Source organism: Burkholderia sp. LS-044, assembly GCF_004803625.1.
In the GTDB taxonomy this organism is placed as follows: Bacteria; Pseudomonadota; Gammaproteobacteria; order Burkholderiales; family Burkholderiaceae; genus Burkholderia; species Burkholderia cepacia.
This window is the reverse complement of the sequence record NZ_SSWO01000001.1, coordinates 419,235-435,252: the sequence shown is the minus strand read 5'-3', so window position 1 is coordinate 435,252 and position 16,018 is coordinate 419,235. Positions and strand designations below refer to the sequence as shown.

11 protein-coding genes are annotated in these 16,018 nt (G+C 67.8%); 7 read left to right on the top strand and 4 right to left on the bottom strand.

Going from position 1 to position 16,018, the window contains the following annotated elements; all coding sequences use genetic code 11:
• Positions 1 to 66 precede the first annotated feature (66 nt).
• The 3 genes from E9536_RS01905 to E9536_RS01895 all read right to left on the bottom strand — a co-directional run bounded on the left by E9536_RS01905 (position 67) and on the right by E9536_RS01895 (position 3,064).
• Complete coding sequence (locus tag E9536_RS01905) at positions 67 to 864, bottom strand: hypothetical protein (protein WP_136469178.1); 798 nt, start codon at positions 862 to 864, stop codon at positions 67 to 69.
• A 63-nt stretch (positions 865 to 927) separates the two neighbouring features.
• Positions 928 to 1,338, bottom strand: coding sequence for a hypothetical protein (locus tag E9536_RS01900; protein WP_027791301.1), 411 nt, complete (start codon positions 1,336 to 1,338; stop codon positions 928 to 930).
• 727 nt (positions 1,339 to 2,065) lie between these two features.
• Complete coding sequence (locus E9536_RS01895; RefSeq protein ID WP_027791302.1) at positions 2,066 to 3,064, bottom strand: LysR substrate-binding domain-containing protein; 999 nt, start codon at positions 3,062 to 3,064, stop codon at positions 2,066 to 2,068.
• Between the two features lie 587 nt (positions 3,065 to 3,651).
• On the opposite strand from E9536_RS01895, the gene E9536_RS01885 reads away from it, so the two are divergent.
• From E9536_RS01885 to E9536_RS01855, 7 genes are all read left to right on the top strand, one after another.
• Positions 3,652 to 5,067 carry a circularly permuted type 2 ATP-grasp protein gene (locus tag E9536_RS01885; protein ID WP_168799488.1) on the top strand — a complete coding sequence of 472 codons (1,416 nt, stop codon included), beginning with the start codon at positions 3,652 to 3,654 and terminating at the stop codon, positions 5,065 to 5,067.
• A gap of 64 nt (positions 5,068 to 5,131) precedes the next feature.
• Entirely contained in the window at positions 5,132 to 6,073 is a 942-nt protein-coding gene (locus E9536_RS01880; protein ID WP_021162096.1) for an alpha-E domain-containing protein, read from the top strand.
• A gap of 8 nt (positions 6,074 to 6,081) precedes the next feature.
• Positions 6,082 to 7,059, top strand: coding sequence for a transglutaminase family protein (locus tag E9536_RS01875; protein WP_060171225.1), 978 nt, complete (start codon positions 6,082 to 6,084; stop codon positions 7,057 to 7,059).
• 96 nt (positions 7,060 to 7,155) lie between these two features.
• On the top strand, positions 7,156 to 10,569 hold the full coding sequence (locus E9536_RS01870; protein WP_136469176.1) for a transglutaminase family protein: 3,414 nt from the start codon (positions 7,156 to 7,158) through the stop codon (positions 10,567 to 10,569).
• Positions 10,570 to 10,783: 214 nt separating this feature from the next.
• Entirely contained in the window at positions 10,784 to 13,390 is a 2,607-nt protein-coding gene (locus E9536_RS01865) for a circularly permuted type 2 ATP-grasp protein (RefSeq protein ID WP_136469404.1), read from the top strand.
• Entirely contained in the window at positions 13,384 to 14,433 is a 1,050-nt protein-coding gene (locus E9536_RS01860; protein ID WP_136469175.1) for a transglutaminase family protein, read from the top strand. Before E9536_RS01865 ends, E9536_RS01860 begins: the two co-directional genes overlap by 7 nt.
• A 184-nt stretch (positions 14,434 to 14,617) precedes the next feature.
• Positions 14,618 to 14,890 carry a hypothetical protein gene (locus E9536_RS01855; RefSeq protein WP_027791308.1) on the top strand — a complete coding sequence of 91 codons (273 nt, stop codon included), beginning with the start codon at positions 14,618 to 14,620 and terminating at the stop codon, positions 14,888 to 14,890.
• A 72-nt stretch (positions 14,891 to 14,962) separates the two neighbouring features.
• Here the strand turns inward: E9536_RS01855 and E9536_RS01850 are convergent, their stop codons facing one another.
• Positions 14,963 to 15,850, bottom strand: a complete 888-nt coding sequence (locus tag E9536_RS01850) for an alpha/beta hydrolase (RefSeq protein ID WP_060315302.1) — start codon at positions 15,848 to 15,850, stop codon at positions 14,963 to 14,965.
• Positions 15,851 to 16,018: the final 168 nt, after the last annotated feature.

Here is a 16,018-nt window from a genome sequence, read left to right as displayed (position 1 = left end):
CGTGACGAGGCACGTCGTCGCGTGTCGCGCGGCCGGGCTGCGAGTGCCCGGCAATGCGGCGCCGGCTCACAGCCGGTTACGGATCGCCTGGCCGAGCAAGGCACGCGATTCGCTGTTCGTCGGGTCGATCGCGAGCGCCCGGCTCGCGTTTTGCTCGACACAGTTCCATTCGTCGATCACCGCGCACGAGCGCGCCTTCGCCAGCGCACGCGCGCTGTCCAGTTCCGCGCGCGTGACGCTCGCCGTCTGCATGCGCGTGGGGTCGGTGCCGTACGCCCGGGGTTTGGGCGCGAAGTTCATCCGCTTGTCCGTGCCTGCCAGCGTGTCCGCATGCGGCGGCCGATGCGTGGCGCCGTGCCGCGTGGCGGCGCGACCGGAGGCGGCTGCCGGCTGCGTACCGGCCGCGAGTGTCACGGGTGGCGCATGCGACGGCCGCCGGTGCGTCGCGACGGCGCGGGAAGCGGGGTGCGGCGCGGTTTCCGGTGCGACCGCGAGCGTGACGGGCGGCACGGTCGATACCTCGGGGGCGGCCGACGCCGACGCTGCCTGCCATGGCGGCGCGGGTGGTACGGCCTGCGCGCGTGTCGACGCCGGCACGGGCGCGACGGATGTGCCGGACGACGTGCTCGCGCGGGAGGCCAGGGTCACGATCGCGTTGCGATACTTCCCGACCGCGGTTCCGATTGCGCTGGAGATGTCGTGCGCCACGCTCGGGTGGCCGACTGTCGTGTCTCGCTCGGCATACGCGAAGATGCCGAAGATCGTGGCAAACGCGACGAAGCTGAGTGCTGCGTTCTTTCCCGGGCCCCAGGAGGGTTTCGGCTGGGAGGCGGGCGAGCGGTCCGGTCGTTCGGCAGGAGGCATGCAATGCTCCTTGATTCGATGCGCGGCGGTGAAGGGCGTGATCGGGGCGGGGTCAGGCGGGACTTACCATCGCAACTGCGTGGAGAGTGCCCCCGTTTCCACGATCGCGAACTGGGTGGCGCCCTGGTACGTCCCTTCCACCCGGTAACTTGCGTCGGGCACGCTGAACAGGCAGCGCGACCCGGACGCGTTGAATTCGACGAGCACGCGTCCATGGCGCCGCAGGCGCACCTGCACATTGGCAAGCGGCTGCCCGGTGCTGGCCGAAGCAAACGACACGCCCAGGTTGTACGGCCGGCCGTCGGGAGGCAGCGGCGCCGTGCCGTCGATCCGCGCGTCGCCGCAGATATACGAGATCACGTAGCGTCCGTCGCCGGGACCCGACGCAGGCGTCTGGGCCGTTGCATTCATGCAGAGCGCGGAGAGGGCGGCGCTCAGGAAGGGGCGAGCGTGCTGTCGAATCGAGGAAGGCATTGCAACCTCCGTTCCGGAATCAATGACGAGTATTTATTCCGAGTCAAATTTGCCAGCGTTCTTTTTGCGACACGCTATTGATACACGATGGATTACGAACCAACAATCGCGTGTGGCCCGAATGGGACGGCAGTGAAATATCCTATTTACATAGGATAAGGGCGGATTTGCATGACTCTCTTAATACTGAAGAAAGTCGATATTGCCGAATATGAATATTGCTATTCGGTAGCAACGATCCCGCACGCATTGAATCACGTCTGTCGTATCGGCATTCGTGCCGAAAAATAACGACTGATAAAAGGAATATTTGCGACTGTGTTTGCGGCGAATCGAGGTCGATTCGGGTACAGGTCGAGCGAAATAAAAGGGCGGTGTGACGTTGCTGGTATTTTAGATTGTTACGGGTGAATCGAAACTTTTAATTTGTTCTGTAACAGGTTATTTCTGTCCTGATAATAAGACGGAATATATCCGGGTATCGTGTCGGATGTAAAAAAATCAAGCCGTGAATTGCAAACGTTTGCGATTCCGCTGATAACGATTACCGGTCTGGCGCGTTATTTTTCAGGCGACGTCGGGATCGCGGTTTGCTGTCGGAAAAGCGGGTCGCGTTCGCCGGGAAGCGACGCGGATGCATGCGCACACCGCATGGCTGAAATTCGCGGTTGCGTTCGCGTCGTCGCCGGACACGACGCGAACGCGAACGCAAACACAATCGCGAAGATCAGCGGCCGGCGCCCGCGCTGCGCCGCGCGATGCGCGTCGCCGGCGCGGATGCCTGTTCGTCCGCGCCGACGGCACCTTCGACCGCTGCGCGCGGCCGGTTCATGATGTACGTCCACAGTTGCTCGGCCGCGAGCCCGCGCTTGCGGGCCGACCGATACAGGCGGATTTCGAGTTCGGTGATCCAGTCGCCGGAACCCGCGCATACGAGCGTGCCTTCCGCGAGTTCCTTCGCGACGCAGCTTTCCGGCAGCCAGCCGATCCCGTGCCCGGCCACGACCATGCCCTTCAACGCCTCGGACATGTGCGTCTCGAAGCACCGGTGCACCACGTACGGTTCGGTTGCGTTCAGCAGCAGCATCTCGACGATGTTGCCGAGGAACGCGCCCGACGAATACGCGAGCAGCGGCAGCGGTGCGTCGGGTGTGCCCGGCAGCTGGAACACGGGCTTGCCGCGCGCATCGGGCGTCGATACGGGCAGGATCCGTTCGACGCCGAGGCTGACGAACGGGAAGTGGTTCGGGTCGAGCACGATCGGCAACTGCGGATGGTGATAGCCGAGCAGCAGGTCGCATTCACCTTCGACGAGCTGCTGCACGCCTTCCGGCACGTTCACCGCGTTCACGCGCGCGGTCACGTGGCCGACTTCGCCGTTGAGCTGCTTGAGCCATTCGGGGAACAGCGTGAAGACGAGCGTATGGGCGACCGCGAAACGCACGACCTGATCGCTGGCCGCGAACTGGTCGTAGCCGTTCACGAGATTGCGCGCCGCATACATGCTGCGCAGGATGTCAGCGGCGAGCCCGCGGAACATCTGGCCGGCCGGCGTCAGCGTGATCGGGTTGATGCTCCGGTCGACCAGCTTCGCGTCCATCCAGGTTTCGAGTGCGGCAATTCGTCTGCTGAATGCCGACTGCGTGAGGTGCCGGTGACGTGCGGCCCGGGAAAAACTCTTGGTATCCGCAAGGCTCAGGAAATCTTCCAGCCACTTTGCTTCCATTTCGATCTTCGCTTTTTATAGTCGGGCGCCTGAAGGGCGGCACCCCGTGCTGCACTAATTTTCTAGCGTACCGCGCCTCGCGTGGGTCGGCCCGATGTTTTTTTTCGATTGGTGTCAGTCGAAATATGCATGGGCGTTGTCGGCGGGATTACGGCTGCATAGCGTTGAGGTGCCGGATCCGGCTAACCGGACAGTTCACAGCATCGAACTGCCGGCGCGCCGCAGACGGTACTTCCCCCAGGGCCGGTTGCGCCGTGTGCGTGCCGGCCCGCCTCCATTGTGGCGGCCCGGTGCCCGGTCGCGCCGTTTTTTTTGTGCAGTGCAGATTGCACATTCGTGACACGCGGGGGAACTATGTTCGGAAGACGCGGCGCAGCATCGGCCGTGCGCGCCTGCGACGCACCGTCGTCGCACGTCGCGTCGGGGGCTGCACCACTGTGGTGCGCAATATCGCCCGGGCGTGCCTGGCGCGGCGCAAAAAGGGGGGATTATCGAGGGAGCCCGCAAGGCACGTTCCTTGCAACGCAGTCGTTACGCCGGTCCGGCATGCGCAATGCCGGGGAAAACGATCGATGGAGAAAAGATCGATGAAGCCATTCGATGAAATGCTGCAATCCGGCGACATGGTAAGGGCGCCTTACGCGCGCCTGAAGCAGTGGCTCGACACGCAGGATCCCGCGAGCCTCGCCCAGAAAGCCCACGACGCGGAAGGCGTGTTCCGCAAGACGGGCATCACGTTCGCCGTCTACGGCGACGCGGAGGCCGCCGAGCGGCTGATTCCGTTCGACATCGTCCCGCGCATCATCTCGGGCACGGAATGGAGCCGGCTGTCGCTCGGCATCGAGCAGCGCGTGATGGCGCTCAACGCGTTCCTCGACGACATCTACCATCGTCAGGAAATCGTGCGCGCCGGCATCGTGCCGAAGCACCTGATCGCGCACAACGAAGCGTTCATCCCGGAGATGATCGACTTCCGGCCGCCCGGCAACGTTTACACGCACATCATCGGCGTCGACATCGTGCGCACCGGCGAGAACGAGTTCTACGTGCTGGAAGACAACGCGCGCACGCCGTCCGGCGTGTCGTACATGCTGGAAAACCGCGAGACGATGATGCAGCTCTTCCCGGAGCTGTTCCAGCAGGTGAAGGTGCGCCCGGTCGAAACCTATCCGCAGATGCTGCGCCAGTCGCTCGCGGCCGTATGCCCGCCGGGCGGCAACGCCGACAACCCGACCGTCGCGGTGCTCACGCCGGGCATCCACAACTCCGCTTACTACGAACATTCGTTCCTCGCCGACCAGATGGGCGTGCATCTCGTCGAAGGCAGCGACCTGCAGGTGATCGACGGCCGCGTCGCGATGCGCACGACCGAAGGTTTCCAGCCGATCGACGTGCTGTACCGCCGCGTCGACGACGCGTTCCTGGATCCGCTCACGTTCCGCCCCGATTCGGTGCTCGGCGTCGCAGGGATCATGGACGTCTACCGCGCGGGCAACATCACGATCGCGAACGCGCCCGGCACCGGCATCGCCGACGACAAGGCGATCTACTCGTACATGCCGGAGATCGTCGAGTTCTACACGGGCCGCAAGGCGCTGCTGGAGAACGTGCCGACCTGGCGCTGCGGCGAGGCCGACAGCCTGAAGTACGTGCTCGACCATCTCGACGAACTGGTCGTGAAGGAAGTGCACGGCTCGGGCGGCTACGGGATGCTGGTCGGGCCGGCCGCGTCGAAAGCGGAGATCGAGGCGTTCGCCGCGAAGCTGCGCGCACGCCCCGCGAACTACATCGCGCAACCGACGCTCGCGCTGTCCACGACGCCGATCCTGACCGACGCCGGCCTTGCGCCGCGCCACGTCGACCTGCGGCCGTTCGTGCTGGTGTCGGACCGGATCCGCATCACCCCGGGCGGGCTCACGCGGGTCGCGCTGAAGGAGGGATCGCTCGTCGTCAACTCGAGCCAGGGCGGCGGCACCAAGGACACCTGGGTGCTGGCCGACTGAGCCGGATGCTACCGCGCGCGCCGGAGCCGGCGCGCGAACCGAACGAAGACGGAGTGGACACGAGATGCTTCTGGGACGTACTGCAAGCGGTCTCTACTGGATGTACCGCTATATCGAGCGCGCGGAGAATATCGCGCGCATCGTCGATGCCGGGCTGCGGATGGCGCTCACGCGCACGTCCGACGCGCCGGCCGAATGGTCGTCGGTGCTCGTCAGCTCGGGCACGGATGAAGGTTACCGGCAGAAATACGACGCGTATGCGGCCGATACCGTGACCGACTACCTGCTGCGCGACCGCGACAACCCGTCGAGCGTGCTGTCGTGCATCGAGGCCGCGCGCTCGAATGCGCGGATGGTGCGCACGGCGCTCACGCGCGAGGCGTGGGAGAGCGTGAACGGCGCTTGGCTCGCGCTGCGCCGCGCGCTCGCGCAGCCGGTGCCGGAAAGCGAGCTGCCGGCCGTGCTCGACCAGGTGAAGCGCGAAACCGCGCTGATCCTCGGCAGCTTCTACAGCACGATGCTGCGCAACGAGATCTTCGATTTCGCGCAGATCGGCGCGTTCGTCGAGCGCGCCGACAACACCGCGCGGATCATCGACGTGAAATACCACCTGCTGCTGCCGTCGGTGTCGCACGTCGGCACGATCCTCGACAACTACCAGTGGGAGACGATCCTGCGCTGCGTTGCCGCGCATCGTTCGTACCGCTGGGTGTACGACGTGCAGTACAAGCCGATGAACATCGCCGACTACCTGATCCTGAACGGCCGCATGCCGCGCTCGCTGCGCTATTGCTACGGGCGCGTCGTGTCGAGCCTGAACCTGCTCGCAAAGGATTACGGCGTGACACACCCGTGTCACGACACGGCCACGAAGATCCTGCAGATGCTGTCCGATACGTCGGTCGAGCGGATCTTCAAGAGCGGCCTGCACGAATTCCTGACCGACTTCATCGGCCGCAACAACAGCCTCGGGATCGAAATCGCCCAGGCCTACAACTTCGACTGAGACTTGCCATGCGACTCGCCATTCGACACATCTCGCGTTATCAGTTCGACGATCAAGCCACCCATGCGCTGCAACGGCTGCGGCTGCGCCCGCAATCAGGCCCCGGGCAGACGGTGCGCGCGTGGCAGGTCACGATCGACGGCGTCGAGCCGTCGCTGTCGTACGCCGACGGGCTCGGCAACCGCATCGACCTCGTGCGGCACGAGCGCGGCGCGAAGGCCGAGATCGTCGTCATCGCGGCCGGCGTCGTCGAGACGCAGGACCGCGCCGGCATTCTCGGTAATCCTGAGGGCTATGCGCCGCCGTGGATCTTCGAACGCGAGACCGCGCTCACGAAGGCCGGCGACACCGTGCGCGAGCTCACGGACGCGCTGCCCATCGACCCGCGCGGCCTCGACGCATTGCACTGGCTGATGACGGAAGTGCACGACCGCATCGCGTATGCGCCGAACCTGGCCGCCGACGCGCCCGTCGACGCGGAAACCGCGCTGCAAAGCGGCGAGGGCACGAGCCGCGACCATGCGCATGCGTTCATCGCGGCCGCGCGCGTGCTGAAGATTCCCGCCCGCTATATCTCGGGCTACGTGCTCGCGGACAGCGCGATGCAGCGCATCGCCGACGCGAAACAGAACGTGGGTGACGACGAGCAGGAAGAAGCGCTCGCGCTGCAGAGCGGCGAGGGCATGCAGCAGGTGCTCGGCGCGTCGCACGCCGCGCAATCGCAGGGGCTGCCGCAGCCGGCGCTCGGTGTGCAGCCGCAAGCGGCCGGGCTGATGCAGCAGCCGGCCGGCCATGCGTGGGCCGAGGCCTATGTCGAAGGGCTCGGCTGGGTCGGGTTCGATCCGTTCATGAATCGCTGCCCGGACGAGCGCTACGTGCGCATCGCGGTCGGCCTCGACTATCGCGACGCGCAGCCGGTGACGGGGCTCGGCGCGACGACCGTCGGCGTCGAGATCAGCGTCGTGCAGACACCCGAGCTCGTCTGACCCGACGCGCGTTTTCGCCGAATCCGCCAGGCCGGGCCGCCGCGTCGCGTTCAACGCGACGCGGCGCGCGGCCGGCCCAACCCGAACCGAGCTCCCATGTCCATCCACGTCGCGCTGCATCACACCACCCGCTATCGCTACGACCGGCTCGTCAACCTCGGCCCGCAGGTCGTGCGGCTGCGGCCCGCGCCGCACTGCCGGACGCCGATCCTCGCGTATTCGATGACGGTCGAGCCCGCGCAGCACTTCATCAACTGGCAGCAGGACCCGTTCTCGAACTATCTCGCGCGGCTCGTGTTTCCGGAGCGCACCGAGCACTTCGAAATCACGATCGATCTCGTCGCCGAGATGTCGGTGTACAACCCGTTCGACTTCTTTCTGGAGGCGAGCGCGGAGCAATACCCGTTCAGCTATGACGATGCGCTGAAGACCGAGCTCGCGCCGTATCTCGTGTGCGACCCGCAGACGAGCGCGGCGCCGCTGTTCCGCGCGTACGTCGACGGCGTCGATCGCACGCCGGCCGGCACCGTGAACTTCCTCGTCGCGCTGAACCAGCAACTGCAGCGCGACATCGGCTATCTCGTGCGGATGGAGCCGGGCGTGCAGACGCCCGAGCAGACGCTCGAGCTGGCGTCCGGCTCGTGCCGCGACAGCGCGTGGCTGCTCGTGCAGCTGTGCCGCCATCTCGGCATCGCCGCGCGTTTCGTGTCGGGCTACCTGATCCAGCTCACGCCCGACGTGAAGTCGCTCGACGGCCCGAGCGGCACGTCGGTCGACTTCACCGACCTCCACGCATGGTGCGAGGTGTACCTGCCGGGCGCCGGCTGGATCGGCTTCGACCCGACTTCGGGCCTGCTCGCGGGCGAGGGCCACATTCCGCTGGCCTGCACGCCGCAGCCGACGAGCGCCGCGCCGGTCGAGGGGCTGATCGACGAGTGCGAGGTGTCGTTCGAGCACGAGATGACCGTGACGCGCGTGTACGAATCGCCGCGCGTGACGAAGCCGTATACGGATTCGCAATGGGACGCCGTGCTGACGCTCGGTTCGCAGGTCGACGGCGCACTCGCGGCCGGCGACGTGCGGCTCACGCAGGGCGGCGAGCCGACCTTCGTGTCGATCGACGATCGCGACGGTGCCGAGTGGAACACCGACGCGCTCGGCCCGACCAAGCGCGGCTACGCGACCGAACTCGTGCAGCGGCTGCGCGCCGAGTACGGCGACGGCGGCTTCCTGCATTTCGGGCAGGGCAAGTGGTATCCGGGCGAGCAGCTGCCGCGCTGGGCGCTGTCGATCTTCTGGCGTGCCGACGGCCAGCCCGTGTGGCACGACCCGTCGCTGTTCGCCGACGAGCGCGAGCCGTCCGCGTATACGACCGACGACGCGAAGCGCTTCATCGATGCGCTGGCCGCGCGGCTGAACCTGACCGGCGAATTCATCCGGCCCGGCTACGAAGACGTCTGGTACTACCTGTGGCGCGAGCGCCGGCTGCCGGTCAACGTCGACCCGTTCGACTCGCGCCTCGACGACGAACTCGAACGCGCGCGGCTGCGCAAGGTGTTCGAGCAGCAGCTCGACAGCGTGGTCGGCTACGTGCTGCCGGTCAAGCGCGTGGACACTGCGCCGGGCCTCGACGGGCCGCGCTGGCAGACGGGGCCGTGGTTCTTCCGCGACGAGCGGATGTACCTCGTGCCCGGCGATTCGCCGATGGGTTATCGGCTGCCGCTCGATTCGCTGCCGTGGGCCAGCCGTGCCGACTATCCGTATCTCGTCGAGCGCGATCCGTTCGCGCCGCGCGACGCGCTGCCGGAAGCCGCCGCGATCCGTGCGCGCTACGCGGGCCCGGCCGATGCGCCGCGCTACCTGTCAGGCGTGCATCGCGAGGCGTCCGCGCAGACCGTGATGCAGTGGCGTAACGACGGCCCGGCCGGGAACGGTCGGCCTGCCGCGCGCGACCCGGGTCGCGTTCCCGAGCGCTTCGAATCGGCCGCGTGGATCACGCGCACCGCGCTGTGCGTCGAAGTGCGCAACGGCATCCTGTACCTGTTCATGCCGCCGCTTGCCGCGCTCGAGGATTATCTCGACCTGCTCGGCGCGATCGAGCTGACCGCGCACGCGCTGGGCGTGAAGCTCGTGCTGGAAGGCTATCCGCCGCCGCGCGACGCGCGGCTGAAGCTGCTGCAGGTGACGCCCGATCCCGGCGTGATCGAGGTGAACATCCATCCGGCCGCCAACTTCGACGAGCTCGTCGACCACACCGAATTCCTGTACGACGCCGCATGGCAGTCGCGGCTGTGCAGCGAGAAATTCATGGTCGACGGCCGCCACGTCGGCACCGGCGGCGGCAACCACTTCGTGCTGGGCGGCGCGACGCCGGCCGACAGCCCGTTCCTGCGCCGCCCGGACCTGCTCGCGAGCCTGATCGCGTACTGGCACAACCATCCGTCGCTGTCCTACCTGTTCTCCGGGCTGTTCATCGGGCCGACGAGCCAGGCACCGCGCGTCGACGAGGCGCGCAACGACCAGCTCTACGAGCTCGACATCGCGTTCGCCGAGATCCAGCGCAACAAGCTGCTGTTCGGGCAGGACATGCCGCCGTGGCTGGTCGACCGCGTGCTGCGCAACCTGCTGATCGACGTGACGGGCAACACGCACCGCAGCGAATTCTGTATCGACAAGCTGTATTCGCCCGACTCGTCGACCGGCCGGCTCGGCCTGCTCGAACTGCGTGCGTTCGAGATGCCGCCGCATGCACGGATGAGCATCGTGCAGCAACTGCTGCTGCGCGCGCTGGTCGCGCGTTTCTGGGCCGCGCCGTACACGACGCCGCTCACGCGCTGGGGCACCGCGCTGCACGACCGCTTCATGCTGCCCGAGTTTCTTCAGATGGATTTCGACGACGTGCTGGCCGAGCTGCGCGACGCCGGTTTCGCGTTCGATCCGGCGTGGTTCGCGCCGCACTTCGAATTCCGCTTCCCGCTGTTCGGCCAGATCGCGGTGAACGGCATGCAGCTGTCGCTGCGCGGGGCGCTGGAACCGTGGCACGTGATGGGCGAGGAGGGCGCGCCCGGCGGCACGGTGCGCTACGTCGATTCGTCGGTCGAACGGCTCGAAGTGCGCGTGACGGGGCTGAACGACAACCGCCACGTCGTGACCGTCAACGGCCGCGCGTTGCCGCTGCAGCCGACCGGCACCGTCGGCGAATATGTCGCGGGGGTGCGCTACAAGGCGTGGTCGCCGCCGTCCGCGCTGCATCCGACCATCGGCGTGCACGCGCCGCTCACGTTCGACATCGTCGATACGTGGCTGCAGCGCTCGCTCGGCGGCTGCCGCTACCACGTCGCGCATCCGGGCGGGCGCAACTACGCGACGTTCCCGGTCAATGCCTACGAAGCGGAGAGCCGCCGGCTCGCACGCTTCGTCGAGATGGGGCATACGCCGGGGCGGATGGAGGTCGCGCCCGCCGCGCCGAGCCGTGAATTCCCGTTCACGCTCGACCTGCGGCGGCCGTGACCGGACGATGACGAGGCGGACGACGATGCGCGGTGGGCGGTCTCCTGGCGAATGGGGTGATGGCGGTCCCGCCGGAGTGCTAGGATGCGGGCAGATTGCGGCCGCACGCCGCGTATCGCCGCCGGCGCGGCGGCGCGCGTGCGCGGCCGCGCCCTGACGACGGAACGACACCGTGCCGCCCATAAACATCGACCATCTCGCCGCCCTCGACGCGATGCCCACGCTTTTCGATACCGGCGCGCAGCCGGATGCCGCGGAACTGGCCGCCGCGCTCGCGGCGCCGGCGGCCGCCGGCCGCTACGACGAACTGCGCGGCAGCGCGGCCGGCCTGAACGCGCCTGCGCTCGCGCCCGCGTGGCGCAGTTTCTTCACATCGATCGGCAGCGACGGCGTGGCCGATCTCGATCGCCGCGCCGACGCGCTGCACCGGCGCATGCGCGAGAACGGCCTGTTCTACCAGCTGCACGAGCAGCGCGCCGGCGACGGCGCGGCCGGCCCGTGGTCGCTCGACCTGCTGCCGCTGATCGTCACGCCCGAGGACTGGGTCGCGATCGAGCGCGGCGTGCTCCAGCGCGTGCGGCTGCTCAACGCGACGCTGGCCGACCTGTACGGGCCGCAGACGATCCTCGAGCGCGGGCTGCTGCCGCCCGCGCTCGTCACCGGGCACCCCGGCTACCTGCGCGCGATGCGCGGCGCGAGCGTGCCGGGCGACACCTGGCTGCACGTGGTCGCGTTCGATCTCGCGCGTGGCCCGGACGGGCAGTGGCGGATCGTCGCGCAGCACACGCAGGGCGCGGCCGGCCTCGGTTACCTGCTCGAAAACCGGCTGATCGTGTCGCGGCTCTTTCCGCGCGGATTTCGCGGGCTGCGCGTGCAGCGGCTCGCGTCCGCGTATCGCGCGCTGCTGCAGAGCATGCAGGCGCTCAGCCCGGCCCGCAAGAACTCGCGGATCGTGCTGCTGACGCCGGGGCCGCACAGCGCGACGTATTTCGAGCACGCGTATCTCGCGCGCTATCTCGGCCTCACGCTCGTCGAAGGCGGCGACCTGACCGCGCGCGACAACCGCGTGTTCCTGAAGACGCTGAGCGGCCTCGAACCTGTGCACGGCATCCTGCGGCGTGTCGACGACGCGTGGCTCGATCCGCTCGAACTGCGGCCCGATTCGATGCTCGGCGTGCCGGGGCTGCTGCAGGCCGTGCGCGCGGGCAACGTGCTGCTCGCGAACGCGCCGGGCTCGGGCTTCCTCGAATCGCCGGCGATGCTCGGCTTCATGCCGCGTCTCGCGGAAGGGCTGCTCGGCGAAACGCTGACGCTGCCGGCCGTGCATTCGTGGTGGTGCGGCGAGGCGGCGGCCTGCGACGACGCGTTGCCGCAACTCGCGCGCAGTATCGTGAAGGCATCCTATCCACCCGACGTGCAGCCCGGCGGCCCGCTCGAGCCGGTGATCGGCGCGCGGCTCACGCAGGCGCAGCTGGCCGAATGGCGCGCGCGGATTCTCGCGCGGCCCGAACACTACACGGTGCAGGCCGACCTGCCGCTGTCGCAGGCGCCGACCTGGCCGCGTCAGGACGCGCCCGACGGCCACGGCGGCGCGCGCATCGTGCCGAAGCCGGTGCTGCTGCGTGTCTTCGCGCTCGCCGACGGTGCGCAGCGCTGGCGGCTCCTGCCGGGCGGGCTGTCACGGGTCGGCACGCGCGACACGCTGTTCAATGCGCCGATGCCGCGCGGCGGCAGCACCGTCGATACATGGGTGATGACCGAAGGCATCGTCGATTCGACGACGCTGCTGCAGACGCATCTCGGCCCCGACGACCTCGTCGAACGGCCGCGCGCGATCGCGAGCCGCGCGGCCGAGAACCTGTTCTGGCTCGGCCGTTACACCGAGCGCGCGACCAACCTGATGCGGCTCGCGCGCGCGGCGCTCGAACGGCTGCGCGGCGAGGACGACGTCGACAGCCCCGCGCACCTGGAGCTGCTCGACACGCTGTGCCGCGACACGGGCCTGATCGCGGCCGATGCACCGAACGCCGTCGATGCGCCGCGTGCGTTCCAGCACGCGCTCGCGACGTCGCTCACGCGCGGCGCGGATCGCACGTCGGGCATTGCGTCGTGCCTGTTCGGGATGCGTGGCGCGGCTGCCGCGATCCGCGAACGCCTGTCGAGCGACCAGTGGCGCCTGATCGACGACGCGACCCAGCTGTTCGCGGACAGCGCGGGCCAGCCGGAAGCCGAGGAACAGATCGGCAACGACGCGCTGCAGTTGCTGGAGCGCCTCGGCCTGCTGCTCGGCGCGATCACGGGCGCGCAGACCGACAACATGACGCGCGACGACGGCTGGCGGCTGCTGTCGATCGGCCGGCAGATCGACCGGCTGGACTTCCTGTGCAGCGTGCTGAAGTGCGCGTTCGACGAAGGCGCGGTGCACCGGCAGGACGGCTTCGAGCTCGTGCTGGAGCTGTTCGACAGCACGATCACGTTCCGTTCGCGTTTCCAGCGCGGCTTCGATGTCGCGCCGCTGCTGTCGCTCGTCGTGCTCGATACCGACAATCCGCGCTCGCTCGGCTGGGTCGTGCAGGCGCTGCGGGGCCGGCTGACGAAGGTCGAGCGCAGCGAAGGTTATGCGCTGTCCGAACTGGCCGAGACGATTCCGGACGTGCCCGCGTGGTCGCTGCACGAGCTGTGCGAAACCACCGACGGTGGCCGGCACGGCGCGCTGCTCGAAGCGCTCGACACGACGGCGAAGGCGGTCTGGGAACTGTCGAACCGGATCGGCGAGCGATATTTCAGCCACGTACGCGAGGCGGGCAGGACGTTATGGTGACGACGAAAGGCGCGGGGAAGGTCCCGCCGGGTTCCGGCGATGCACGGAACGCATCGGCATCGGCATCGGCCGCGAAAGCAGCGACCGCCGACGTCGCGCCGGGCCGCTTGCTGCGCGTCACGCACGACACCGAATACCGTTACGCGGCGCGCGTCGAATCGGCGCAGCACCAGGCACGGCTGCAACCGCTCGAGACGCCGCGCCAGCAAGTGCTGTCGTTCGCGCTCGACATCGATCCCGAGCCGGAATCGGTCTGTACCGAGATCGATGCATTCGGCAACGCGCGCGCATCGTTCGCGTTGAACCTGCCACATGACGCGCTGCTCGTGCGCAGCCGCAGCACGGTACGCGTGACGCCGCCCGTGTGGTCGCGCGGTGCGCGCGGCGCGCCGCCGCCCGCCATCGCGCATCCCGACGCGAAACAGGCGACTGCGTGGGAAGCCGTGCGCGACCGCCTGCGGTTTCGCGCAGGGCAGCCTTACGATGCCGCGAGCGAATTCGTGTTCACGTCGCCGCATGTCGCGTGTGATGCCGAACTCGCCGCGTATGCGGCCGCGAGCTTCACGCCGCAACGGCCGCTCGTGCAGGCTGCCTGGGACCTGATGCGGCGCGTGCATGCCGATTTCGCCTATACGCCGAACAGCACCGACATCACGACGTCGGCGCTCGATGCGCTGCGCTTGCGCAAGGGCGTGTGCCAGGATTTCGCGCACGTGATGATCGGCGGGCTGCGCTCGCTCGGGCTGGCCGCGCGTTACGTGAGCGGCTACCTGCTGACGCAGCCGCCCCCCGGGCAGCCGCGGCTGATCGGCGCCGATGCGTCGCATGCGTGGGTCGAGGTGTACGACCCGGCATGGCCCGAGGACAACGGCTGGCTGCAGCTCGATCCGACCAACGATCGCGCGCCGGGCGACGACTACGTGATGCTGTCGATCGGCCGCGACTACGCGGACGTGACGCCGTTGCGCGGAGTGATCCGCGGCGGCGGTGCGGATCAGGAGCTGAAGGTCGGTGTGACGGTGGAGCCGCTCGACACGCCGTAATGTCGCGCGATGCCGCGTGCCCGCGCGCATTGCGGTTTAAGTCTTCGTTAATACTGCACGCCTAGCATGGCCATGCCGGCGAACGGATCTGGCTTGATTCGGACGCCGGCGGCACGCGCGGGTGCGTCGACGTCACGGCGCCGCACCGACGCGCATCGCCATTCCCTTGCAACGGCGGCGGATCATGATCAAGACCTTCGACTACACGCTCGGCAGCGAGACGATTGCGCTTTGTGCGAGCTTCGGCGCGGGGCCGGCGTGGCGCCGCGTGCTCGTGAGCCGTGCGGATTCGATGGAGACGCTGGTGGTGCTCGACGCGCGCGGCCTGTCGGGCTTGCTGAAGGTGGCGACCGAAGCGCCGGAGGGGCTGCTCGACGACGCGATCCGCAAGGTCGGCGACGAGCAGTTGGTCGAGCGGGCGATCAGCGGCAGGGCGATCGTCGAAACCGCGCTGTGAACCCCAGGGCAGGATCAAGCTGCTGACGGCACATCCCGGCGGCTTGCGGCGATCGTCGGCAACCGGCGGACATCATCGCGCGAGAAAGTCGAGAAGGACGGACGCAAGCTGTTCCGGCTGCTCTTCGGCGGGATAGTGGCCGGAGTCGCGCAGCACGATCCCGTGCACGTCGGATGCGACCTGCGCCATGGTGGCCTTCGATCCTTCTCCGTACCCGAATTCGCATCCGATGGCGAGGACAGGCATGTCGAGTTTCTTCGCGCCGAACGTCTTGTTGTCGTCGAGATCAACGAACAGGGTGCGGTAGTAGCTGAAGCTCGCACGAAGGGCGCCGGGCTGCGTGAGCGCGGTCGCGTAGACGTCGATGTCCGCTTCGGTGATGGACTCGGGATCGACGGTGCCTACCGTGTCGCGCCGGATGAAGTGACGCACGAACAGTGCTTCACGGCCGCGGACCAGCTCTTCCGAAATGTCCCCCGCCATATTGAAGCCGAAGTGCCAGCTGCCGCCCGTGGCCACGTTCATCGCCTTTTCCTGGCCGAAGCCCGGCAAGCCGCTCTCGATGAACACGAACCGCTCCGTGAGTTGCGGATACAGCGCCGCGAACGCGTAGCCCACCTGGCCGCCCATGTCGTGTCCGACGATGCAGGCCTTTTCGATCTGCAGCGCATGCAGCAACGCGGCGATGTCGCCTGCGACGGTCTTCTTGTCATAGCCTGCCGCGGGCTTGCTGGAGTGCCCGAATCCGCGCAGGTCGGGGGCGATGACCATGCAGTGAGGCGAAAGCAACGGCACGAGCTTTCGCCACGCATGCGACGTTTGCGGCCAGCCGTGCAGCAGCACGACGGCCCGGCCGGCTCCGGCCACTTTCGTGTGAATGCGCAAGCCGTTCACGCGGACGGCAAGCGACTTGACCGCAGGGCGGTCGAGACGCTCGGAACGGGGTTCGGTCGGGGTCAATGCCATGAATCAGCCTTCGAAGTGGAAAGAGTGGCCGGTGTGCGTGCCATCCGGCAAACCGCAGCGACTCGCGATGACGGAACGGCCTCCAACTTCCCGGCCGGCAGACATCTGGCCCGCGCAATGGTTGGAGGCTCGACGCGGATCAATCGGCGCGCGCGCGGCGTT

Coding starts and splice junctions, on each gene's coding strand:
- E9536_RS01905 (WP_136469178.1), bottom strand. CDS start 864: ATGCCTCCTGCCGAACGACCGGACCGCTCGCCCGCCTCCCAGCCGAAA.
- E9536_RS01855 (WP_027791308.1), top strand. CDS start 14,618: ATGATCAAGACCTTCGACTACACGCTCGGCAGCGAGACGATTGCGCTT.
- E9536_RS01880 (WP_021162096.1), top strand. CDS start 5,132: ATGCTTCTGGGACGTACTGCAAGCGGTCTCTACTGGATGTACCGCTAT.
- E9536_RS01885 (WP_168799488.1), top strand. CDS start 3,652: ATGAAGCCATTCGATGAAATGCTGCAATCCGGCGACATGGTAAGGGCG.
- E9536_RS01895 (WP_027791302.1), bottom strand. CDS start 3,064: ATGGAAGCAAAGTGGCTGGAAGATTTCCTGAGCCTTGCGGATACCAAG.
- E9536_RS01900 (WP_027791301.1), bottom strand. CDS start 1,338: ATGCCTTCCTCGATTCGACAGCACGCTCGCCCCTTCCTGAGCGCCGCC.
- E9536_RS01875 (WP_060171225.1), top strand. CDS start 6,082: ATGCGACTCGCCATTCGACACATCTCGCGTTATCAGTTCGACGATCAA.
- E9536_RS01860 (WP_136469175.1), top strand. CDS start 13,384: ATGGTGACGACGAAAGGCGCGGGGAAGGTCCCGCCGGGTTCCGGCGAT.
- E9536_RS01870 (WP_136469176.1), top strand. CDS start 7,156: ATGTCCATCCACGTCGCGCTGCATCACACCACCCGCTATCGCTACGAC.
- E9536_RS01865 (WP_136469404.1), top strand. CDS start 10,784: ATGCCCACGCTTTTCGATACCGGCGCGCAGCCGGATGCCGCGGAACTG.